Source organism: Candidatus Omnitrophota bacterium (assembly GCA_003598025.1).
Classification (GTDB): Bacteria; Omnitrophota; Gorgyraeia; order Gygaellales; family Profunditerraquicolaceae; genus Profunditerraquicola.
This window is the reverse complement of sequence record QZKH01000003.1, coordinates 400,913-425,067: the sequence shown is the minus strand read 5'-3', so window position 1 is coordinate 425,067 and position 24,155 is coordinate 400,913. Positions and strand designations below refer to the sequence as shown.

At 42.5% G+C, this 24,155-nt stretch carries 23 protein-coding genes; all 23 read left to right on the top strand.

Annotation, left to right across the window (positions count from 1 at the left end):
- Window positions 1–2 precede the first annotated feature (2 nt).
- The 23 genes from C4533_04540 (at window position 3) to C4533_04430 (ending at window position 24,126) form a co-directional block, all read left to right on the top strand.
- A complete protein-coding gene (locus tag C4533_04540) occupies window positions 3–2,132 on the top strand; it encodes a hypothetical protein (GenBank protein RJP29071.1) in 2,130 nt (709 codons plus the stop codon).
- A 420-nt stretch (window positions 2,133–2,552) separates the two neighbouring features.
- Entirely contained in the window at window positions 2,553–2,774 is a 222-nt protein-coding gene (locus C4533_04535) for a hypothetical protein (protein ID RJP29070.1), read from the top strand.
- Between the two features lie 39 nt (window positions 2,775–2,813).
- Entirely contained in the window at window positions 2,814–3,002 is a 189-nt protein-coding gene (locus C4533_04530; GenBank protein RJP29069.1) for a MerR family transcriptional regulator, read from the top strand.
- Window positions 3,003–3,009: 7 nt separating this feature from the next.
- A complete protein-coding gene (locus C4533_04525) occupies window positions 3,010–3,780 on the top strand; it encodes a hypothetical protein (protein RJP29068.1) in 771 nt (256 codons plus the stop codon).
- Between the two features lies 1 nt (window position 3,781).
- Window positions 3,782–5,461, top strand: coding sequence for a hypothetical protein (locus C4533_04520; protein ID RJP29067.1), 1,680 nt, complete (start codon window positions 3,782–3,784; stop codon window positions 5,459–5,461).
- The gene (miaB, locus tag C4533_04515; GenBank protein RJP29066.1) at window positions 5,362–6,594 is read left to right on the top strand and encodes a tRNA (N6-isopentenyl adenosine(37)-C2)-methylthiotransferase MiaB; all 1,233 of its coding nucleotides are present in this window, start codon (window positions 5,362–5,364) and stop codon (window positions 6,592–6,594) included. Before C4533_04520 ends, miaB begins: the two co-directional genes overlap by 100 nt.
- A 3-nt stretch (window positions 6,595–6,597) precedes the next feature.
- Window positions 6,598–7,356 carry an SPOR domain-containing protein gene (locus C4533_04510; GenBank protein ID RJP29065.1) on the top strand — a complete coding sequence of 253 codons (759 nt, stop codon included), beginning with the start codon at window positions 6,598–6,600 and terminating at the stop codon, window positions 7,354–7,356.
- Window positions 7,356–8,348: a tRNA (adenosine(37)-N6)-dimethylallyltransferase MiaA gene (miaA, locus tag C4533_04505; GenBank protein ID RJP29064.1), complete on the top strand. Its 993-nt coding sequence runs from the start codon at window positions 7,356–7,358 to the stop codon at window positions 8,346–8,348. Before C4533_04510 ends, miaA begins: the two co-directional genes overlap by 1 nt.
- Window positions 8,345–8,836, top strand: coding sequence for a hypothetical protein (locus tag C4533_04500; protein ID RJP29063.1), 492 nt, complete (start codon window positions 8,345–8,347; stop codon window positions 8,834–8,836). The genes miaA and C4533_04500 overlap by 4 nt, the downstream gene beginning before the upstream one ends.
- A 9-nt stretch (window positions 8,837–8,845) precedes the next feature.
- On the top strand, window positions 8,846–10,105 hold the full coding sequence (gene hflX, locus C4533_04495) for a GTPase HflX (protein ID RJP29062.1): 1,260 nt from the start codon (window positions 8,846–8,848) through the stop codon (window positions 10,103–10,105).
- A gap of 141 nt (window positions 10,106–10,246) precedes the next feature.
- The gene (locus C4533_04490) at window positions 10,247–10,507 is read left to right on the top strand and encodes a MerR family transcriptional regulator (protein RJP29061.1); all 261 of its coding nucleotides are present in this window, start codon (window positions 10,247–10,249) and stop codon (window positions 10,505–10,507) included.
- 89 nt (window positions 10,508–10,596) lie between these two features.
- A complete protein-coding gene (clpB, locus tag C4533_04485) occupies window positions 10,597–13,212 on the top strand; it encodes an ATP-dependent chaperone ClpB (GenBank protein ID RJP29060.1) in 2,616 nt (871 codons plus the stop codon).
- Between the two features lie 121 nt (window positions 13,213–13,333).
- On the top strand, window positions 13,334–14,071 hold the full coding sequence (locus C4533_04480) for a DeoR family transcriptional regulator (protein RJP29059.1): 738 nt from the start codon (window positions 13,334–13,336) through the stop codon (window positions 14,069–14,071).
- Window positions 14,072–14,073: 2 nt separating this feature from the next.
- Window positions 14,074–14,637: a nucleotide exchange factor GrpE gene (gene grpE / locus C4533_04475; protein ID RJP29058.1), complete on the top strand. Its 564-nt coding sequence runs from the start codon at window positions 14,074–14,076 to the stop codon at window positions 14,635–14,637.
- 53 nt (window positions 14,638–14,690) lie between these two features.
- Entirely contained in the window at window positions 14,691–16,568 is a 1,878-nt protein-coding gene (dnaK, locus tag C4533_04470; GenBank protein ID RJP29057.1) for a molecular chaperone DnaK, read from the top strand.
- A gap of 80 nt (window positions 16,569–16,648) precedes the next feature.
- On the top strand, window positions 16,649–17,797 hold the full coding sequence (dnaJ, locus tag C4533_04465) for a molecular chaperone DnaJ (GenBank protein RJP29056.1): 1,149 nt from the start codon (window positions 16,649–16,651) through the stop codon (window positions 17,795–17,797).
- Between the two features lie 94 nt (window positions 17,798–17,891).
- Window positions 17,892–18,143, top strand: coding sequence for a zinc ribbon domain-containing protein (locus tag C4533_04460; GenBank protein RJP29055.1), 252 nt, complete (start codon window positions 17,892–17,894; stop codon window positions 18,141–18,143).
- Window positions 18,052–18,492, top strand: coding sequence for a hypothetical protein (locus tag C4533_04455; protein RJP29054.1), 441 nt, complete (start codon window positions 18,052–18,054; stop codon window positions 18,490–18,492). Before C4533_04460 ends, C4533_04455 begins: the two co-directional genes overlap by 92 nt.
- Window positions 18,489–19,766, top strand: coding sequence for a DUF1015 domain-containing protein (locus C4533_04450; GenBank protein ID RJP29053.1), 1,278 nt, complete (start codon window positions 18,489–18,491; stop codon window positions 19,764–19,766). Before C4533_04455 ends, C4533_04450 begins: the two co-directional genes overlap by 4 nt.
- A 1-nt stretch (window position 19,767) precedes the next feature.
- A complete protein-coding gene (locus C4533_04445; GenBank protein RJP29052.1) occupies window positions 19,768–20,607 on the top strand; it encodes an acetyl-CoA carboxylase carboxyltransferase subunit beta in 840 nt (279 codons plus the stop codon).
- A gap of 75 nt (window positions 20,608–20,682) precedes the next feature.
- The gene (gene ugpC / locus C4533_04440; protein RJP29051.1) at window positions 20,683–21,786 is read left to right on the top strand and encodes a sn-glycerol-3-phosphate ABC transporter ATP-binding protein UgpC; all 1,104 of its coding nucleotides are present in this window, start codon (window positions 20,683–20,685) and stop codon (window positions 21,784–21,786) included.
- A 362-nt stretch (window positions 21,787–22,148) separates the two neighbouring features.
- Window positions 22,149–23,117, top strand: a complete 969-nt coding sequence (locus tag C4533_04435) for a sensor domain-containing diguanylate cyclase (protein ID RJP29050.1) — start codon at window positions 22,149–22,151, stop codon at window positions 23,115–23,117.
- 1 nt (window position 23,118) lies between these two features.
- Window positions 23,119–24,126, top strand: coding sequence for a GGDEF domain-containing protein (locus C4533_04430; GenBank protein RJP29049.1), 1,008 nt, complete (start codon window positions 23,119–23,121; stop codon window positions 24,124–24,126).
- The last annotated feature ends 29 nt before the right edge of the window (window positions 24,127–24,155 follow it).

Below are 24,155 nucleotides of genomic sequence, written 5' to 3'. Positions count from 1 at the left end.
CGATGGAAGACGAGAGAAGAAAAGAGAAGAGAACGATGGAAGAGGTTATTCCTCAGGAACTGCTCAAATTGTCTTGTTGGGTTGGGTACGAGCTTAGGCGCAATAAAGACCGCACCGACAAGGTCCCGATGAACGTCCTGAGCGGACGTCCTGCCAAAACAAACGATCCAAGCACATGGACGGATTATACGACCGCAAGCGATCTTGCGCTTCAGCGCGGGTATGCGGGAGTAGGCTTTGTATTCCAGCCACCATATGTGGGCGTGGATATCGATCATTGCGTCAAAGATGGAGCCATCGTGCCTTATGCGGTTGAGATTCTCAAGGCGCTAAATTCCTATTCCGAGTATTCGCCAAGCGGCACCGGTATTCATATTCTTTGTAAGGGCAAGATTGCCCGGGCCTGCAAGATTTCAAAGATCGGCTTGGAGATTTATACAAAGGGCCGATTCTTTACCGTTACCGGCAACCGCCTTGAAAACTATCCGGCTGAACTGAAAGAATGTACCGATGCGCTTAAAGACATATTCGGTCGGTTTGTAGATAAAGCTCCCGCGAACGAGATCCTTTCCTTAATCGCCAAGAGCAAAGACGCGGAGAGATTTCAGCGGCTTTATTCCGGCCAATGGCAGAATGATTATCCCTCTCAAAGTGAAGCGGATCTGGCACTCTGCAATAAGCTGGCGTTTTGGACAGGCAAAGACTCCGGGCAGATGGATGCGTTATTCCGGCAGTCCGGCCTTATGCGGCCCAAGTGGGATGAAAAGCATTTCGGAGATGGCCGGACTTATGGTCAGTCGGTTATCGAAAAGGCGGTGAATGATTGTCGTGAGGTTTATACGCCATCGCGACCAAGCCTGCTGATAGCCAGAAAGGTTAATGCCAATGAGGTCGCTGACGAAATCCTCAAACATCATCGGCTAATCAACTTCGCTGACACCTATTACGAATATAAAGGCGGATGTTACCGGCCGCTCTTTATCGAGGAGGTTCAGAAGTGGATCAAGGATGCGTGCGGGGCCGGGTTTTCGGCGAGCAAGCTTCGCAATGTTCTGGTTGCTCTTAAGACCGAGACTTTCATCAAGCCGGACATCATTAATGGCATCACGCTCTTTAATGTCAAAAACGGGCTTTATGACATCGACAAGATGAAGCTCTTGCCGCATTCGGCGGACGTCTATTCCATCAACCAGCTTAATGTGACATATCGCGAGAACGCCGAGTGTTTGTTGTGGCAGAAGAGTCTTGATCAGATATTCGAAAGCGACGCGGCCCGGATTATGCTTTTGCAGGAGTATTTCGGCTATTGCCTCACCCGAGACAATGATTATGAAAAGGCGCTCTTTTTGTTTGGCGAGGGGGCCAACGGCAAGAGCGTTGTTTTGTATGTACTCGAGGAGCTTATCGGCAAGGATAATTGCTCATCCATTCCGCTTGAGAAGTTTAACGATTCCCATTACATCGCCCGGCTTCGGGACAAACTGGTCAATATCAGCCTTGAAACCAATGCCAAGACAAATGTCTATGACAACATGTTCAAGGCGATCGTGACCGGCGATACGATCTCCGCTGACGAAAAATACGGCCAGCCGTTTCAGTTCAAACCTTACTGCAAGCTTCTTTTCTCAACTAATAACATGCCGCGCGTGGGGGATAAGACCGAAGGGTATTACCGGCGTCTTTTGATTCTTCCTTTTAACCGGCAGTTTTCCATAGAGGAACGTGATCCCAAGTTAAAGCACAAGATCGTGGCCAGTGAATTGGACGGTATTTTCTTGTGGTCTCTTAACGGCCTTACGCGTTTACGAAAACGCGGGTATTTCGAGGAGAGCGCATCGATGCAGACCGTGAAGGACGCCTATCGCAAGGAGAACAATAACGTCATTATTTTCGTTGAGGAGCAGTGCATTTTGGATGCTCAGGCAGACGTAAGCTATGACGCCCTGTATGTGGCTTACCGGGACTGGTGCCTTGAGAGCGAATACCGTCCGCTTAGCAAGATCATGTTTGGCCGAGAGATCTTGCGTCAATATACCGTTATCAATAGAGGGCGGTGTGGCGCATCGCGTCGATGGGACGGCATACGCATCCGCAAGGAGGGTGAGGTTGATTATTCGGAGCGGCCATTCTAATGACAGCTATGACGATTATGACAGAAATTTTCATTAATTGTGTTCGTAGGTTGGGAGTAAGGAGCAGGAGGATTGAGTGCGGGAAGTAAAAAGATAACCATGAGAAAAAATGTCATTGTTGTCACTGGTAGCTTAAGGCCGGTTCACGGGTCCTTCCAAGGAGGTGTCGGCCGCGGGTCGGGCGAGGCGCAGTTTGTCAGTGATACAAAATTTTAAAAAAGCGATGTCATGTCATATGGGGTTATCGGGAGAACGTTAAAATCGGGTCAAAAGTTGCTGAAATAGGCGTTTTTTGAGGGAAAAAGGTCAAATTTGGGGGATTTCATGGGTTTTGGATGGCGTTTTGACTGACATCCTCTGACATTTTGGATGTCAGTATGTCAGTAAAACCGGACACAACCGGACATTTGCGATGTCCGAATGTCCTATTGGGCAGTGGGAAAAATGGACAAGGATGTAAGCACAAATAAGGATCAGGCGGTTACCCTGCGGGGCTGGGAGGCTTTAGAGATAAAGCTTAAAAGCCGCGGTTTGTCTTGTGCCGAAATCCAAGAAGCCCGAAAGTCATTCTTTGAGGGGATTGAAACGCTTGCAAAAATGTTTATGACGATTTATTCCGCGGAGAAAAAACCACTTGTATAAGGTTGTATATTACGGTATACTGGGCACCAATAGTTGAGGATGCCAAATATGAAAACTTACACCATGACAGAGACTGCAAAGATGTTGGGTGTGCACCGCCAGACCATGATCAATTGGATCCGCAAAGGCTGGGTCAAACCCAAACGCGATTATAAAGACTGGCCGGTGTTTACGGATGAGTGTATCGCCAAGATTAAAGAGTGGCGGGAGACGTTAAAAGAAGGGTGATTTAGGGATGAAGCGATATAGGGCAACAAATTTCTTTATTGATTGCATTAGAAATATTCCTGTGCCGCAGGAAATAAAACAGCATGTTGCTAGTCGTTACGGCGATTTGAATCTTGATGAAAAATTTGAGAGATATATGTCTTTTAAGCCACCTTCGTTACGGGTAATTACTGAATATCATGATTTACTGCAAGAAATAGAGGATTGCTTCATTTATGGTTTATATTATCCCGCATTAACCTCCGCATGTTGTTTGGGCGAAAGGATTTTTAATATTCTTTTACTGCGACTTCGAGATCATTATAAATCTAGTGAACACTACAAGCATATATATAGAAAAGATTCATTCGATGATTGGTCGAAATCGGTAGACATATTATGTGATTGGAAGGTAATTATCTCAGATGAGATAAAAGTGAAGTATATGGAGCTTAAAGATATTCGGCACGAAGTTATTCATTTTAATAAGCTGGAAGACATTGAGGCCAAAACTTTAAGCGCTTTAAAAATAATTTATGATATTACGACATATTTTTTTGCGGTAGGCGCAAGAGAAGATATCTATTTCTGGTCACCTGGTGAAATATATATAAAGAAGACTGCTGAGGAAAATCCGTTTGTTAAGGAAATGATAATCCCACATTGTATTTTAACTGGCTACGGACATCGTGTTGAAACGGTCAAAGGACAAAATTTATTACGGGATGAAACTGTTTATGAAAATAAGGAAATTAGCGATGAGGAGTTCATAGAATTACGTAAGGCGCAAAGGGTATAAAATGAGAGTAGCGTTATATACAAGAGTCAGCACAGAGGATCAGGCGCGGGAAGGCTTTTCGCTGGAGGTTCAGAGGGCATATCTTTTGCAATACGCGAAAAATTTCACCTGGGATGTTATTTGTACCATGTCAGGCAGGGATGTTTATGTGGATGATGGCTATTCCGGCGGGAATATGGACAGACCGGCGCTTCAGCGGCTTTTGTTTGACGCGCGTAATAAACAATTTGATCTTGTTTTGGTCTACAAACAAGATCGTTTAAGCAGGCGGCTCAAGGATCTGCTGGGATTGCTTGAGGAGTTTGATTCACTTGGTATCGGATATAAATCAGCCACCGAACCGTTTGATACTACGTCCAGCGCGGGAAAGATGGCGATTCAGATGCTTGGTAGTTGCGCAGAGTTTGAACGCAATCGTCTGGTTGAGCGCGTATTTCCCGGCATGGTCGTAGGGGTTAAGCGTGGCCACTGGCAGGGCGCGAGGTATGCGCCGTATGGCTACAGATATAATAAAGACGCCAAGAAACTGGAAGTCCATCCGGAGGAAGCAAAGATCGTTAAAGAGATTTATGCGATGTATATCAGCGGCAAAAGCACTTCGCAGATTGCCGGGCATTATTACGCTCTCGGGATTCCATCGCGGCAGGGAGGCCGGTTTTATAACAAATTCATCTCCAATATTCTGCAGAGCAAAGTTTATCTGGGCATGCTGGTGTGGAACCGTCGCCGCTACAACACAAAAGAGAAAACTAAGAACGGCGAAGGTAAAGGGTATAAGTATGTGAATAACGATCCCTCGAAGATTATTGAAGTATTCAATACCCACGAGGCGATCATCACGCAAAAAGATTTTGACGAGGCAAGAGAGCTTCTTAAACGGAACCGCACCAATGGCGTGGTTAGGTTTAGAAATAATGTTTATCATCTTTCTGGAATCATAAAGTGCAATGAATGCGGCGGTAATTATCGCGGAATTATGTCTACCGTTAATCATCGCACCAAGATGCGCAGGCCGTGGTATCGTTGCTCATCGAAGGGCATTCCGCATATTAAGTGCAATAATAAATCGGTTACGGCTGACGCGCTCAATAGGCCGATATGGGATATTATTGAAGTCATCCGAAAGAATATCCATGTCATCGAGGAGTTGGGTGACATGATCAAATTAAGCGCTTCTGAGCCGGAGCAATTATACATTGAACAATTGGAGGAGAAGGAAGCGCATCTTAAGAAAAATATTGAGAAGCAACGGGGGATTTACGAGCTTTTCTCGGAGGATAAGATTAATCTTGCGCTCTACAAGGAAAGAGCAGAGCTTTTAAGTAATGAAGAGAAAAAACTAAAGCAGGATATCAAGGCGATTCAGCTCAAGATTCTGGATAAGCGCAATTCCGCAAACCTTGTTAAGGCGACGCAGGATTTCCTTTTGAGGTTGCGGAACACGCCGGATGACCACCAGTTGGATTATCTGGTCAAAACCTTTATGCGGATCATCTTCAAGTCGATTCACATCCAGAATCAGGAGATCGTGAAGTTCGAGCTGAATGAGCCGTGGAAGACTTGCTATGAAGAGGGGACAAAATGGTTGAAAATGAGCGAAAAGACGACAAATCAGGCAATTCCGGGGGCAAAAGCGAGAAGAAGTTACGAGTGCTTTTGCGCACCTTCGGATGTCAAATGAATGCGCGGGATTCGGAGGTTATCGCTGGTTTGTTACGATCTATGAACTATGAACTATCAACTGATCCTAAGGCTGCTGATGTAATAATCCTGAATACCTGCGCGGTTAGGCAGCATGCGGAGGATAGGGTCTGGAGCCAGATAGGTGCCTACAAAAATGAGTCACAAAGTCACAAAGTCACAAAGTCACCAATAATTGGCCTTGTGGGGTGTATGGCGCAGAATTATAAAGATAAGGTTTTTGAGATAGCGCCTAATGTGGATTTTGTTGTTGGCCCAACGGATATACATAAGATACCGGGGATAATAGAGATACTTGTTCATGGTTCACAGTTCATGGTTAATGGTAAAAGCATGTTTGAGAAGAAAATTTGGGAAACGGATAGTCTGGTGAGGCCCGATGAGATTTATCATACCGGATTTTATGCGGATAAGAATCATGCTTTTGTGGTAATTTCAGAAGGCTGCGAAAATTATTGTTCTTATTGTGTTGTCCCTTATGTCAGGGGAAATTTGCGTTCGCGAAAGCCAGAGGATATAATCAAGGAAATTGAGCAGGCAATTGATAAAGGAATAACGAGTATTACACTATTGGGGCAGAACGTAAACGCCTATAAGTTCATAGTTCATGGTTCAGAGTTCATAGATTTTGTTAAATTATTGGAAATGGTTAATAGGGTTAAAGGGCTAAAGGAATTTAGTTTCCTTACTTCGCATCCTAGGGATACAACAAATGAACTTTTTAAGGCAGTGGCAGGCTTTGACAAGCTCAAGAAATCACTGCACTTGCCGGTGCAGTCAGGTTCTGATAAGATACTTAATTTGATGAATAGGGGTTATACCAGAAAATTCTATTTGGATTTAGTGTCTAATTATCGTAAAATAGTTAAAAATGGGGTATTAACTACTGATGTTATCGTAGGCTTTCCCAGTGAATCCGAAGAAGATTTTATGGATACCTACAATTTAGTCAAAGAAGTTGAATTTAACTCAGCCTACATATTCAAATATTCTCCGCGGCCTCATACCGAAGCCTTAAAATTTGCCGATAACATCGATGCGCAGGAAAAGAATATGAGGCATAAGAAGGTCCTGGATTTACAAAGGAAAATCTCCAAAAGCACGAAGGGTTAAGTTATGCGTATAACTATAATTTTATTCCTGGTTTTAGCCTTTGTTTCAACTGGCGTTTACGGCCTTAACCTTGATAATATAAAGATCAAATACCTCCAGGGGGATTATAAGGCAGCGATAAAAGAAGGAGAAAAATTGGTATCTTCCTCAGACCATTCTTCTTACGGTATTGATGAGCTTTATTATCTGCTTGGTTTAAGCTATTTGCAAGACGGAAACTATTTAAGAGCCTCGGATATATTTGAAATAATTATAAATGAATTAAAACCTGCAAAGTATAAAGACAAAGCGAAGCTCGGGCTTGGGGATGTTTATCTTTTAAGAGGAGATTACAATAAGGCAGATTTGATTTATAAAGAGCTATTGGGTAATGAGGAGCTACGCGCGCGTATTTATTACCGTTTAAGCGAAACCGGGTTTAAGCTTGGCAATGCCGCTCAAGGCAAGGAATATTCGGAAAAATTAAAAACGGAATTTCCATTAAGCCTGGAAGAAAAGAATGACAGGGATTTTTGCCTGATTGATAAAAAAGATGTTACTTATTATTCGGTGCAGGTGGGCGCATTTTCCAGCCAGGATAATGCCAAAAACCTGGTGCAGGAATTGCTTAAAAAAGGGTACTCTGCATACATAGAAGAAGCGACCCTTGATTCTTCCTCTTCTTATCGTGTAAGAGTGGGCAAGCTTTCAGAAAAACAGGATGCGGAAAGCCTGGGAAAGCAACTGTCCGCTGAAGGTTATCCTACCAAAATCTGCCCCTGATGGCCGTCCGTAAAAGCATGATTTCGGTATCAAAGGACTATAATACAAGCGCAAAAAGCCGTACCGGGAAGGAAAAGATCATTTTTCTTGCCGGCCCTACTGCGTCCGGAAAAACCGATATTTCAATTGCGCTGGCTAAAAAGATAAACGCAGAGATAATCTCTTGTGATTCGATGCAGGTTTATAAAGGGATGGATATTTTGACAGCAAAACCTACGGCGTTCCAACTTAAAAGTATCAGGCATCATCTGTTCGGCACGGTGCCGGCGGCCAGGGATTATAGCGTATCAAAATTTAGAAGCGAAGCAGTAAAAATAATAGAGCGCATATTGAAAAAAGGCAAGGTTCCGCTGTTTGTAGGCGGAACCGGGCTCTATATTTCGGCATTAATAGACGGGCTCTTTCAGCAGGGCAGGCCAGATATGAAAGTCAGAAATAAACTTTATGCGGAGGCTTTAAAAACAGGGAGCCCGGCGTTGCATGAAAGGCTTAGGCTTATTGATCCTGCGGCTGCAGCTAAGATCCACCCTAATGATACCAGACGCATTGTAAGAGCTATTGAAGTGTATATTTCTACAGGAAAGCCTATATCAGAATTACAAAAGCTGCGCAGCGGGCTTTACAGCGATTATGACGTAAGGATTTTTTGTATCAATATGGACAGAAAATTTCTTTACAACCGGATAAACAAAAGAGTTGATAGAATGTTCAGGCTTGGGCTTATAAACGAGGTGCAAAAGTTGCTAAGAAACAAATTAAGCAAAACTGCCAGATATGCAATAGGGATAAATGAATTAAAGAAATATTTCGATTCCGATATTTCCATTGAAGAGGCAAAAGAATGTATGAAACATAACAGCCGGCTTTATGCCAAAAGGCAGTTAACCTGGTTTAGGAAGGATAAAAGGATAAAGTGGGTAACGCTAAAGCCGGGGGAGAGGGCTTCGTCTGTTGCTGAAAGAATAAATAAGCTTTTGGGGGCGGCAAAATGAGGTGTATACTAATTAGCATTGTTTTGGCATCATTTGCAGCGCTGCTTTTTACCGGCAGCGCCGTTTTTGGCCAAGGAATAGAGGCAAAGACAGATATAAAAAGTTACTATGTAGGCCAAGATGTAAAAATAACTTTTTTAAATATGAGCGATGATGTAATTTACAGTATCGCTGCCAGCTCTACGCCTCAATTTGCCATCAACAGGCTTGAGAAGAAGGAGCCTGACGGTTCCTGGGCAGCGTATGAAGTCAATTGCAGCATGCCCGAATGTGATATAGATTTTGATGCGCCGGTTGCAATGCAGCCGCAAAATAACGCGATTATTTTATGGAAGCCGCAGGTATATGTCAAAGGGGACAATGGCAAAAACAGGTTGGCGCAGCCCGGAACGTACCGTATTATATTAAATTACCAGATAAGAGAAAGCGATGATTCAAAGGATTGGCGGTGGCTTGAAGCCAGGACCAATGAGTTTGAATTGAAATGACACTTGATTATGGAAAGAGCATTACTTGTAACTATAAGATTTAAATCTCAGAGAAATACCTGGTCTATTGACGAGATTGCCTGTGAACTTGAAGACCTGGTTGCTTCCTGCGGGGTAGAGATCGTGGATAATATAAGCTGTGTGTGCGATAAGCCCACGCCGAATTTATTGATAGGAAAAGGAAAGACTGAAGAGATCGCCCTGATATGCCAGGAAGAGAAAATCGATGTCGTTATCTTCAGCCATGATTTATCCGGGATACAGCAGCGTAACCTCGAAGATATAATAGGCAAGAAGACAATAGACAGGACTCAGCTTATTCTTGATATATTCGCAAAGCACGCCAGGAGCCCCGAAGGAAAGATGCAGGTGGAGTTAGCCCAAAGCGAATATCTTTTGCCACGGCTTATCGGCAAAGGGCTTGTATTATCCAGGCTCGGAGGCGGGGTGGGGACCAGCGGGCCGGGAGAGCAGAAGCTTGAAATTGACCGCAGGCGTATTAGAGAAAGAATTATACGCCTTAAGCATGAACTTAAGCACCTGGAAATGCACCGCCAGACAATAAGAAAAAAAAGGAAAGACAATTCTATACCTCAAATAGCTCTTGTAGGCTACACGAATGCCGGCAAGTCCACTCTTCTTAATACCATAACTAAATCTTCGCAAATAGTGAGCAATAGCCTGTTTACTACCCTTGACCCATTAACAAAATCCTTTACCTTGCCGAATAATGAGAAAATTGTTATTTCGGATACTGTAGGTTTTTTAAGCGAATTACCGCATCATTTAATTGAAGCATTTAAAGCCACGCTTGAAGAGGTTGTATATGCGGACATATTGATCCATGTCTTGGATATAAGCCAGTCTATGGCAGAGAAGAGAGCCGAGGCTGTGTTTAAAGTCCTGGATGAATTGGGCGCTAAAGATAAACCGATGATTACTGCGCTTAATAAGATAGACCTGGTAGAGGACAATGAATACCTGGAGAAGATGAAGAAAACATTTGCCAACAGTGTTTGTATCTCGGCAAAGAACGGGAAGAATTTTGATGTTTTGTTTGAAAAAATAACTTCAATGTTCGTTAACCATAACATATCAAAAGAATTCAAGCTTCCTCTAACGCGCATGGATCTGGTAAACCTTCTGTATCGCCAAGCCAGGATAGAAGAGATTAAATACCTGCAAGACAGCATAAAAATCAAAGCCAGCCTTCCTAAAAATGTATATCAAAACCTGCTAAATATAAAAGAAATAAAGTGGTTAGAGTAGTAACCAACAGTAATCTGCGCTATAACTAATTGTTAGTAAATATGTTATGTAACTGTTAGATTATCTAACAAAAAAAATAATATTATCTTGACAAGATAATTATGTTATGATATACTTCTATAAGATAAAAAGGAGGCAGAAATGCCGATGTTTGATATTTACATTAGCCCTGACGAGCCGGTCTATGTCATTAGCGTGGTAAGCAGGCTGGTAGATATACCTATCTGGACTTTACGGCAACTGGATAAAAGCGGAGTGCTTAAACCTAAGCGTATAGGTAAAAAAAGCAGGCTATATTCTTTGAAAGACATAAAAAAGCTGGAATACATACATTATCTGATGCAAGAAAAGCATGTTAATATTCATGGTATAAAGTTAATCCTTGAGGTTGAAGGCAAATAATTAAATTTTTTTGTTTTATGATTAGCACTCTTTAAGATGGATTGCTAATTTGAGAAATTAAAATTAAGACAAATTTTAAGGAGATTAATATGAGATTGGATAAACTTACAGCGAAAATGCAGGAAGCTTTACAAGAAGCAATAAGTTTTGCTACTGAATCAGGCCATCAACAAATAGACCCTGAACATCTGGAGTATATCCTTATTAAACAGGAAGAATCTATCTTTGCTGACACCCTTGATAAACTCGGTGTTTCTATTGCAGGCCTCATAAAAAAGCTGGAGGAATATTTGCATAATAAACCTGCCGTAAGCGGCCAGGGCTCGCAGGTTTACTTTTCAGGGCGCACAAATAAACTGTTTGCTCAGGCGGCAAAAGAGGCGGCCGGGCTTAAGGATGAATTCATTTCAGCCGAGCATGTGCTTCTGGCTTCGCTATCAGATAATGAATCATTGATTTTAAGGGAACTGAAGAATAACGGGATTGATAAAGAAAAGGTTTTAGCATCGCTTGCAGAGTTACGCGGCAGCCACAGGATAACTGACGAGAACCCGGAAGAGAAATTCAACGCTTTAAAAAAATACGGCCAGGACATTACTGAATTAGCCGCGCGTATGAAACTTGATCCGGTTATCGGCAGGGATAAAGAAATCAGGCGCTTAATCCAGGTGTTATCGCGGCGGACCAAGAATAACCCCGTATTGATAGGCGAAGCAGGTGTCGGTAAGACTGCGATAGTTGAAGGGCTTGCCCAAAGGATAATTTCTAAAGATGTGCCTGAGGGCTTAAAAGATAAAAAGATAATAGCGTTGGACATGGGTAGCTTGGTCGCCGGGACGAAATTCAGAGGGGAATTTGAGAACAGGCTTAAAGCCGTATTGCGTGAGATACAAAATAAAAACGGGCAGATAATTTTATTCATCGATGAACTTCACACTATAGTCGGAGCCGGAGCCGCAGAGGGCGCTATTGATGCCTCTAATATGCTTAAGCCTTTGCTTGCACGCGGGCAATTGCGCTGTATCGGAGCTACTACTTTGGATGAATATAGGAAATATATAGAGAAAGACAGGGCTTTAGAGCGAAGGTTCCAGCAGGTTTATGTTAATGAACCCGGTATTGAGGATACCATCGCTATTTTACGCGGCCTGAAAGAAAAATATGAGATACACCATGGCGTGCGTATCAAAGATTCTGCGATTATCGCCGCTGCGATGCTATCGCACCGCTACCTTACGGAAAGGCATCTTCCTGATAAAGCGATAGATTTGATCGATGAGGCGGCTTCACGTTTACGCATTGAGATAGACAGCATGCCTGCCGAGATTGAATTTGTGCAAAGAAGGATCGTCCAGCTTGAGGTAGAGAAGCAGGCATTAAAAAAAGATAAAGACCAGCCTGCCGTAGAAAGGCTTAAGAAGATAGATGCGGAGCTTGAAAATCTGAATAAGGAATTGTCAACGAAGAAGAAGCAATGGGAGAAAGAAAAAAGCATAATATTAAAAATCAAAACTATCAAGGAGAATATCGAAGAATTGAAAAACCAGGCGCAGGCAGCTGAACAGTCGGGAGACCTGGGTAAGGTTGCGGAGATCAAATACGGAAAATTAAGAGAATTAGATATTGAGCTTAATAAATATAACCAAGAGTTTTCCAGGCTTGAGAGTGGTTTAGGGATGCTGCGCCAGGAAGTCAATGATGAAGATATCGCTGAGATTGTCGCGGAGTGGACAGGCCTGCCTTTAACTAAGCTTATGGAAGCCGATACCCAGAAGCTTCTTAAGATGGAAGAGCGCTTAAAGAGCAAGGTAATCGGCCAGGATGAAGCTGTCAGCATAATTTCAAGCTGTATACGGCGCTCCAGGTCCGGACTCTCCGATGAGGCAAGACCGATGGGTTCGTTTATATTCTTGGGCCCGACAGGAGTAGGCAAGACCAAATTAGCCAAAACACTTGCATGGTTTTTATTTGATGACGAAAATGCTATTTTGAGAATAGACATGTCTGAATACATGGAGAAGTTCAGTGTTTCCAGGTTGATCGGCGCCCCTCCAGGGTATGTAGGCTATGAGGAAGGCGGGCAGCTTACCGAGAAAGTAAGAAGAAGGCCGTATTCAGTCATATTGCTTGATGAGATAGAAAAAGCGCATCCGGAAATATTCAATGTGTTATTGCAGATACTTGATGACGGCAGGCTTACTGACGGCCAGGGCAGGACGGTTAATTTTAAGAACACAGTGATAATCATGACTTCTAATATAGGCCAGGAGCTGATACAGCAGCAGGCAAGCCTTGGATTTAAGCCTAACAAGCTACAGAAGGATAGCTTCGCCGATATGAAAGAAAAGCTCCTTGATCAGGTAAAAGGGTATTTCCGCCCGGAATTCATAAACAGGATTGACGATATAATAGTCTTTAATCCTTTATCTAAAGAATCTGTTGAAGAGATCGTTGATATTGAATTGCTGCCCGTTAAGAATAAGCTCAGCCAGCTTGGCATTGAATTAAAGGTATCGGCAAAGGCAAAAGCCTTTCTTTCGGGAAAAGGTTTTGACAGTAATTTCGGAGCCAGGCCCCTTAAAAGGGCGATTCAGAAATACGTACAGGATCCGCTTTCAATGAAGATACTGGATGGTTCTTTGAAATCCGGCAGCAAAGTGTTGGTAAATGCCGACAAGGAAGCCCTTGTTTTTGATATAGGCTAATAAGTTAACTTTTTTAGTAATATAAGGTTAAATGCCTTGTTGACAAACATCGATTTTGTGTTAAAATTTCTATTTAGCATTCTAAGGGGTAAAGTGCTAATTTAGAAAAAGCGAGGTTTTTATGGTAAGAACAGTTGATTATAATAGCAGAAGAAAAGCAGTCTTATCTCTGGCTATTAACAAATATATTAAAGATGCTTCTCCAGTTGCTTCAGATGACCTGGCGGAAGAATTCAGCTTAAGTTCGGCAACAATAAGGAATATACTCTGTGAGCTTGAGAATGAAGGATATCTTACTCACCCTTATACCTCAGGAGGCCGCCTTCCTACAAATAAGGGATACAGGTATTATGTTGATTTCCTTATATCGCAGATGGAATTGCTGGATGATGAAAAAGAGCGTATTGTAAAAGACTGCAGCAGTAAGATCAATCAGCTTGAAGACGTACTTGAGAATACTTCGGAGATAATATCCAAGATAACCAAATATACGGGGATAGTTTCCTTCCTGGATTGGCACGATAAGATATTCTATAAAGGCATAAGCCATATATTGGAACAGCCCGAGTTCCAGGACGCAGTCAAGCTTAAGGCTTTGATCAGATTGATCGAGGAAAAACAAAAACTACTTGAGATAATCAACCGGGATTTTGACAACAAGGTAAAAGTTTATATAGGCGAGGAGCTTCAATGCCCTGAGATGAGCCATTGCTCGATAGTTGTCTCTACCTACGGGAATAAGAAAAAACATAAAGGCAGGGTGGCGGTAATAGGCCCCTCGCGCATGGAATACGAACATATTATACCTGCTCTTGAGTATATATCAGAAGTTTTAGATGATGTTTTAAACAAATTTTAGACATGGAAAAGAATAACAAAGAAAAAAAAGAAGAACTTGTATCACAGGATAAGACAGTCACAATCAGCGAGGCTGAGTACCTTAAGCTTAAAGAGGCGGCAGCTAAAGCTGAAGACCATTGGGACAGGATTTTGAGGATGCAGGCTGAATTTGAAAATACTAAGAAACGCCTGGAACGAGACAAACAGGAATTTATAAAGTTTGCCAATGAAAGAATTGTAATGGAATTATTGAATGTGCTTGATGACCTTGAGCGTACAGTTGAACTGGCTCAAAGCAAGCATCAGGATTTATCGGCGTTTTTAAAAGGCGTAGAGATGATTTTAGCCCATCTCTACGAAATGCTTAAAGAGCACGGGGTAAAGCCTATTGAAGCAAAGAACAAGAAATTTGACCCCAGTTTTCATGAAGCTTTGATGGAAGAACAATGTGATGATTTACCGGAGCATACTATTGTAGAGGAATTACAAAAAGGTTATTTGCTTAATGACAGGGTCGTAAGGACGAGCAAGGTTAAGGTATCAAAAAAATGTCCACAGTCCACGGACCACGGTTCACAGGCATGATTGTTGATTATGGACTGTCGACCATTGACTAAAATAATAGAGGAGGTAGAGATATGGCAAAAGTTATAGGTATTGATTTAGGTACATCAAATTCTGCAGCAGCAGTTATGGAGGGCGGCAGGCCTGTGATTATACCTTCTGCTGAAGGCGCAGGTGTCGCAAGCGGTAAAGCCTTCCCTTCGTTTGTAGCTTTTACGAAAGATAGCCAGCGGTTGGTCGGGGAACCCGCAAGAAGGCAAGCTGCGATTAATCCTGAAGGCACGATTCATGCTGCTAAGCGTAAAATGGGTACGGACTATAAGTTTAAAGCCCATGGCAAGGAATATACGCCACAACAAATATCTGCGTTCATCCTCCAGAAAATAAAGCAGGATGCCGAGGCTTACCTGGGAGATAAAGTAGAAGAAGTTGTTATTACGTGCCCCGCATATTTTGATGATAACCAGAGGACCGCAACCAAGGATGCAGGTGAAATTGCCGGCTTGAAAGTTTTGAGGATTATCAATGAGCCCACTGCCGCATGCCTGGCTTATGGCCTGGAGAAGTCGCATAAGGAACAGAAGATAATGGTCTTTGATCTTGGCGGCGGGACACTGGACGTTACGATAATGGAGATGGCCCAGGGTGTATTTGAGGTAAAATCAACTTCCGGAGATACCCAGCTTGGCGGTACCGATATGGATAATATCCTGATTGATTATATAGTAAATCAGTTCAAAAGAGAAACAGGCATTGACCTGCATAACGATAAGATGGCAACGCAAAGGCTGCGTGAGGCAGCTGAAAAGGCAAAGGTGGAGTTGTCCTCTACTCTTACCACAGATATAAATCTGCCTTTTATTACCGCCGACGCAACCGGTCCTAAGCACCTTACTATGTCGATTACGCGCGCAAAGCTGGAGGAATTGGTATCTCCCATAATTGAAAAATGCAAACACCCTATGGAACAGGCGCTTGCAGATGCAAGGCTTAAATCCGCAGATATTGACAAGATCATAATGGTAGGCGGCCCGACAAGGATGCCGATAGTGCAAAAATTTGTCGAGGACTACGTAGGCAAGAAGATTGAGCGCGGAGTTGACCCTATGGAGTGCGTGGCTTTAGGCGCAGCAATTCAGGCAGCAATAATCAAAGGGGACATGAAGGATGTGCTTCTGCTTGATGTTACTCCTTTGTCTCTTGGCATTGAAACATTAGGCGGAGTAAATACAAAATTAATCGAGCGCAATACGACCATTCCTACGAAAAAGAGCCAGGTTTTTTCTACCGCGGCCGATAACCAGACTGCAGTAACTATCCGCGTTCTCCAGGGCGAGCGCTCTATGGCAAATGACAACGTGGAGCTGGGCAGGTTTGACCTTGTAGGCATACCGGCTGCGCCCAGAGGCGTACCGCAGATAGAGGTCGCTTTTGATATCGATGCCAACGGTATCGTGCATGTTTCAGCCAAAGATTTAGGTACGGGCAAAGAGCAATCCATAAGGATAACCGCGCCTAAGAAGTTATCTAAAGAAGAAATTGAAAAGATGGTCAAGGATGCTGAAAAATTCGCGGCTGAAGACTCAAAGAAAAAAGAAGAAATAGAGGTTATAAACCAGGCTGATACGCTGGTTTATTCAACTGAAAAATCTCTGAAAGAGTTCGGCGATAAAGTAAGCCAGGCTGAAAGGGCTGATATAGAAGCTAAGACCAATGATTTAAAACAGGCTATTAAGGATAAAAACGTCGATAGGATCAAAAAGGGCATGGAGGAGCTGACTAAGTCGTCCCATAAGCTTGCAGAAGAAATTTATAAGCAGGCAGCGGAAAAACAGCAAAAAGAAAGCAAAGAGTCACAAGGACACAAGGACACAAGGACACAAGAAAAGCCCGAGGATAAGAAGGACGACGTTATCGACGCAGAATATAAAGAGGAAGATGATAAGAAATAAATAGTTCATAGTTCATGGTTCATAGTTCATAGAGATATCCATGGACCATGATCCATGAACCATGATCAATGAACCAATATATGTCCACTAAACGCGACTATTACGAAATATTAGGGGTAAATAAAAGCGCTTCTTTAGATGAAATAAAGAAAGCCTATAGGCAGCTTGCTTTGCAATTTCATCCTGACAGGGTGCCGCATGAGCAGAAGAAGGAAGCAGAAGAGAAATTTAAAGAAATATCAGAGGCTTACGCTGTCCTTTCCGATCCCCAGAAGAGGGGGCTCTATGACCAGTATGGCCATTCAGGCATTGACCAGAAGTATGCTTACGAAGATATTTTCAAAGGAGCAGATTTTAGCTCGGTATTCAGCGATTTGTCCGATTTTGGTTTTGGCGGAGGATTGTTCGATGAAATATTCGGCGACCTTGGCTTTGATCTCGGGGGCAAGCCTGGCCGCCGCGGAGGCAGACGCGGGCGCGACCTGCAAATTGCCGTAAGTATAAGGCTTGAAGAGGCAGCAATGGGTACTGAAAAAACAGTAACTGTCCCGCGATATGAGATATGTTCAAATTGTTCCGGGACAGGGGCTAAGCCCGGTTCTAAGAAAACAACTTGTTCCCAATGCCGGGGTACCGGGAGAATGGTTGTTTCCAACGGTTTTTTTCAACTTACACAAACTTGCTCAAAGTGCGGTGGAGAAGGCACAATAATCCAGAGTCCTTGCCCGGTTTGTAACGGCCAGGGTAAGACCAAAGTTACCCGCAAAATAAAGGTCAAAATACCTCCCGGCGTCGATACAGGCTCTCAGTTGAGGGTAAGAGGAGAAGGCGAAGCCGGCACGTCTGCCAAGGGCGACTTGTATGTTGTAATTGAGGTTGAACCTCATCCGTTATTCCAGAGGCACGGCAATGATATATTAACCGAAAAGGATATAAGCTTATCTAAAGCTATTTTAGGTTCTGAAATAGAGGTGCCAACTTTATTAGGCAAAGTTAAGATGAAGATACCTGCAGGTACTCAAGCCGGCAAGGTGTTCAGGTTGAGGGCTAAAGGGATTGCAGATTTGCATGGCAGGGGTATAGGCGATGAGCTGGTTAGGGTAAATGTGCTGATTCCATCTGAATTGACCAGCGAGCAGAGAAGGCTGATAGAAGAATTTGCCAGGCTTTCCGGCGAAGAAATAAACAAGGAAAGCTTTACGGAAAAGATAAAGAAGACGTTTAGATAAATTAGTTCATAGTTGATAGTTCATTGTTCATAGCCTTGGTATTTTTTATGAACCATGAACCGTGAACCATGAACTAAAAGAAATGAGGTAAAGCATGCCTACATATGAATATGAATGTACAAACTGCGGACACCATTTTGAGCTATTCCAGTTAATAAATGATAAGCCGTTGGATAGATGTCCGAAGTGCAGTAAAAAAGTAAAAAGGTTGATCGGCGGAGGCTCTGGCATAATTTTTAAAGGGGCCGGTTTTTATGCCACCGATTATAAAAAAAGCAGTTCTTCCGGCTCGCCAGTTTGCCCTAAATCAAAAGAGGGCTGTGATGGTTGCGGCCATGGAAAATAATAAACTGCTTAAGTTTATTATTTATTGGCTTCCCGTAATTTTATGCGCGGGCCTTATATCCTACCTTTCTTCGATACCGGGAGATGATGTACCGGAATTATTCGAGAACCAGGATATTATTCTGCATATAATTGAATATGCGGTGCTTGCGTTTTTTGTCAACAGGGCGGTTATAGCTTATTTTAACTTAAGCTATACGCAGAGGTTCCTATGGATATTCATTTTTTGCCTGTTTTATGCTATACTTGACGAATGGCATCAGTCTTTTGTCTTAGGAAGAGAGCCTGCGTTGATTGATGTTGTTAATGACAGCATAGGCGTTTTTCTCACAAATTTATTTTATAAATGACCCGGATAAAACCTTTTAAGGCATTAGTTTATAATAAAGATAAGATCAAAGATATAGCATCAGTTGTCTGCCCGCCTTACGATGTCATATCAAAAGAGAAACAGGAGTATTTCCATCAAAAGCATAAAAATAACCTTATCCATATACTACTGGGTAAGGATACCCCACAAGAAGACAAATATAAGAAGGCCCAGGAATATTTTCAGAGCTGGGTGAAAGAAGCTGTGTTTTGCCAGGATGTATCTCCGGCGATATATTTTTACAGCCAGCGGTATAAGCTAAGAGGAGAAAGTAAAATCAGGCTAGGGTTTATCGCCCTCTTGCGCCTGGAAGAAGGCAGCTCCAAGGTTTTTAAGCACGAACATACCCGCCACCAGGCAATAGAGGACAGGTTTAAGCTTATGAGCGCAGTTAAGGCTAACCTAAGCCCGATATTTATAGTATTCCCGGACAAAAACAGGATTGTAACCCGTATCTTTAACCAGGCAATATCAACACAGGCCCCATTCATAGACTTAAAAGATGAGGAAGGGACAGAACATAAGGTCTGGCGCATTGATTCACCGGACGTTATTGCTTCTGTACAATCTGCTATTTCACATGAAGACACTTTTATTGCAGATGGTCATCATCGTTATGAGGTGTCATGCGCTTACAGGGACATGGTAAGAAAAAAGCATGCGGATAAACTAAGCGATGATGAACCGGTTGACTATACGATGGCATATTTTACCAGCGCAAATTCACTTGGCTTGACCATACTCCCTATCCATAGGCGGGTTATAGTCGGGCCTAATTTCAATACGGAGCATTTCATTACACAATTGAAGGAATTTTTCGCCGTTGAACCCATTAAAGACAAAGCCCAGCTTTTTTACCTTCTTGAGAAAGCCGCCAGAAACGAACATGCAATCGGAGCCTGCATTCACGGGGCTTTCTGGTTTATGAGGCTCAAGAACGTCAAAATACTGGATAAACTTATATCAGACAAACCTAAAGTTTACAGGACTCTTGATGTCTCTGTGTTGAACCACCTTGTTTTTGAAAAGATCCTGGGTTTTGCTTCTAAGGAAGCAGAGAGAATATCATATTATCATAATCAGGATGAACTCCTGGATGAGCTTGCCAAAGATAAAACTTCAATTGGTTTTTTCTTAAATCCTGTTAAAATAGAGCAAATAATGTCAGTCGCCCTGGAAGGAGAAAAGATGCCTGCTAAGTCGACTTTTTTTTATCCGAAGCTTTTATCCGGGTTATTAATCAACAAATTATAATATGGCTATTTTTGGAAAACCAAAATATACAATAGTAAGGCTTAAAAAGAAGGAAATACCTGAAGGGCTCTGGACTAAGTGCGAGAGCTGTTCAGCGGTTTTATTTAATAAGGCCCTTGATGAAAACATGAAGGTCTGCCCAAAATGCGGCTATCATTTTGTGCTTACTGCCTGGGAGAGGATCAACCTGCTTGTAGATAAAGAAACATTCCAGGAGTCCGACAAAGATATGTCTTCGCTTGACCCGCTGGATTTTAAAGGCCCGAAGACATACAAAGAAAAGCTGGCCCAGGACCAGCAGGCGACCGGGCTTAAAGATGCGGTGATAACAGGGCAAGGTTTAATAGACGGCAGAGATACCTTGATCGCCGTTACAGATTCAAGGTTCATCATGGGTTCAATGGGTTCGGTTGTCGGAGAGAAGATAACCCGCGTAATTGAAACAGCTACTAAAAAGAAGCTGCCGGTAATAATCATTTCCGGTTCCGGCGGAGGAGCCAGGATGTATGAGGGGGTTTTCAGCCTCATGCAGATGTCGAAAACTTCAGCTGCTCTGGCATATCATCATAAGGCAGGGCTTCCTTTTATATCGGTCCTGACCAACCCGACAATGGCAGGGATAATGGCATCGTTTGCAGGGTTAGGAGATATAATAATAGCAGAACCAAAAGCACTGATCGGGTTTACCGGGCCCAGGGTTATAGAGCAAACGATAAGGCAAAAACTTCCACCGGGTTTTCAGCGTTCCGAATTTCTCCTTGACCACGGTTTAATAGACATGATTGTAAACCGCAAAGATATGAAGGCCACTTTGGCCCAGTTGATTGACTATTTGAGTTGATTTTCTAAATTTTATTGTTTATAATATAGGCTTCAATTCACAAACCAATAAATAATTAAAGAGGAAGAATAAAAAATGTCTCAGGTAAGCCTTCAGAATGTTTCAAAGATTTTCCCTAATGGGACAAAAGTTGTAGATAATTTAAACCTTGGCGTTGAGAGCAAAGAATTCATGGTGCTGGTCGGCCCTTCAGGCTGCGGTAAGTCCACCACCCTGCGGATGATAGCCGGGCTCGAAGAGATAAGCCAGGGTAATATATTTATAGGAGATAAGATGGTCAATAATGTCCCGGCAAAAGACAGGGACATTGCCATGGTTTTTCAGAATTACGCATTATACCCGCATATGACCGTATTTGAAAATATGGCTTTTGGCCTGAAACTGCGTCGTTATCCGAAATCCGAAGTCATCTCCCGCGTAAATGAAGCAGCAGATATCCTGGGGATCAAACATTTACTTGGCCGCAGGCCGCGTGAGTTATCCGGCGGAGAGAGGCAGCGCGTAGCCGTAGGCCGGGCAATAGTAAGAAAACCCCTTGCATTTTTGTTTGATGAACCTTTAAGCAACCTGGATGCGAAGTTAAGGGTACAGATGCGCACCGAAATCCATAAACTGCATATCAGGATACAGACAACGATAATTTATGTTACCCATGACCAGGTTGAGGCTATGACCATGGGCAACAGGATAGCGGTAATGAAGGGCGGCGTAATCCACCAGGTAGCTGATCCGATAGAGGTTTATGACCATCCTAAGAATAAATTTGTCGCCGGATTTATCGGTTCTCCCCCGATGAATTTTATGGAAGGAAAACTGATAAAGAAGGAAGGCAGGATCTATTTTGACGAAGGCAAGATCTGTGTAAAAGTAGTCGAGGATATGTATAAGAAGCTTACTGCCTACGTAGGCAAAGATATAATTTTCGGCATAAGGTCTGAAGATATATATGACAAACTTTTTGTATCAGACGCCCCTCCGGGTAATGTGGTTACGGTGAATTGCGAGGTTTTTGAGACTATGGGTTCGGAAGTATTCCTGTACTTAAATACCGGCAATCATACTTTTATAGCCAGGGTAGGCGCGCATGATAAACCGCAGGTTAACCAGGATATGGATCTTGTTTTTGATATGAGCAAAGCTCACTTCTTCGATAAAGTCACTGAAGAGACGATAGTCTAGTATTTATCAAGCATTTACTAATAATTGTTAAAACTGGGAATTAAGATACGAAAGCCCGAATAGTTTTTAAGAATATACTTATATATTTAGCCTTCTATGTCTTCCTACCGGTTATTGTAATCCACTTACCTAAAGAGCCTTCGTTTATATTACTGCTGGTTTTCTACCTCGTTCATGCTATCCTTATTTTTTTCCTGTTAAGCAGGGCTATTAAAAAGAGAAATGCATTTGAAATAAAGAGCCAGCATACCCAGGAAAAAATCAATGTCCTTAAAGATGAGATCCTACGGAATTTTAAATTCTCCGATTCTATCTCTGAGAAAATAAAGCGTTACAGCAACCTCAAACATATACTTGAAGAATTGAATTCTGAGTTATCTTTGGATTATGTCTCGGATAGGCTGGTTTCCATTGCTTCTAAAGAAGTAGCTAAGGGCAGGGGTACGTGCATATTATACCTGGTTGAGCCGCATGAAAACGTAAAACTACGGTTATTTAAGTCAATGAAAGAAGACAGTAAACTTGTTATAAAGGCTAAAGAGGGGGACTTGTTTGATACCTGGGTTCTTAAACACGCTAATCCGCTTTTGATAGAGGATATAAAGAATGATTTCCGTTTTGATTTGAACCGGCTTGAAGCAGAACATTCCAGGCATATTTCCAGTCTTATCAGCGCGCCGTTAATCAGCGAGAACAGGTTTATTGCTTTATTAAGGATCGATAATCCCGGTCCGGGCACCTTTGCCCAGGATGACTTGCGATTTCTTGCAACGATCAGTGATTTCGGGGCAATTGCGATTGAGAACGGACAGTTGTTCCAGAGGACGCAGGAGCTGGCAATACGCGACGGGCTTACTTCTTTTTACCGCAAAGAATATTTTATCGACAGATTAAAAGAGGAATTAAAGAGAAGTCTGCGCCAGAAGAAGCCCTTGTCTATCCTTATGCTGGATATAGATTTCTTTAAGAAATATAACGATACCTACGGCCATACAGCTGGCGACCTGGTCTTAAAAAGGCTGACACAATGTATTTCTGAGAACCTTGCAGAGTATGAACCAATATTATGCCGTTTTGGAGGCGAAGAGTTTTGTATCGCGCTTACTCACAGGGACAAGGAGGAAGCATTTGCTGCCGCTGAAAATCTAAGAAAAGCAATCGGGCATCTCAAGCTTGTTTTGCGCAGGCAGCCTACCAATGTGACTGTTTCTATAGGCGTTGCTTCCTGCCCGAAAGATTCTACGGAAGAAGAGGATCTTTTATTTAAAGCTGATAAAGCCCTATATGACGCTAAAAAAAGCGGCAGGAATAAAACGGTAATTTTCTCTTAATATGATGATAATAAAAGTAATTATTCTGTTAATATTCACATGGGCGCTCTATCTTCGTATCAAAAAAGAGTTTGCCGTGATATATCAAAAATCTGCCAGAGATTATTCTAATTTCCAGAACGATTATAACGGCCTAATCCAGGAAGATATCAGGCAGAAAAAAGAAAGCTCTATTTTGGAGAAGGAACTACATGATACCATAGCGCTTTATGATATTACTAAACAAATATGCAAAAGCCTCGAGAAAGAGCGCGTATTTGAACTCTTTAGCAGCCATATCAATAGTTATATAAAAGTGCAAGACTGTAAATTTATTCAGGCAGAAGATGATCTATCAAAATATGAAGGTTATTCAATCATGCCCCTTAAGCTCGGGAACAAGAATATCGGCCACTTGGGCGTTAGCGGTGTATCGGATGAAGATAAAGATAAATTTAATATTCTCGGCCAGCAGTTTTTGCTGGGATTTAAGAGGGCGTATTTTTATGAAAAAATACAGGAGTTGGCGATAACCGATACTTTAACACAGGCCTTCAGCAGAAAATACTGCTTTGAAAGGCTGCAGGAAGAGCTTGAGCGTTCGAGAAAGATGAAGTATCAATTCTCCCTGCTTATGGTTGATATAGATAATTTTAAGGATATAAATGACCATTACGGGCATTTGGTGGGTGATGCTATATTGAGGGAGATTTCAAAAGCCATAAGAGACAATTCCCGGCAGATTGACCTTGTCGGCAGGTACGGAGGCGAAGAATTTCTTATAATTTTGACTGAGACCGACAGCTCAAAAGCAAAATTTGCTGCCGAGCGCATACGAGAAGCTGTAAGAAATAAACGGGTCAATGTTTATGATGAAGCCATCAATGTAAGCATAAGCGTGGGGATCTCTACTTTTCGCAATGACGCCAAAGATGCCAAGACTATGATTGATAGGGCTGATAAGGCATTGTACAGGGCTAAGGATTCAGGCAGGGATAAAGTGTGTGTCTATGACGACTCATGTGTGTAACTTCAGATATTTATTGATTTTAGGTGCCA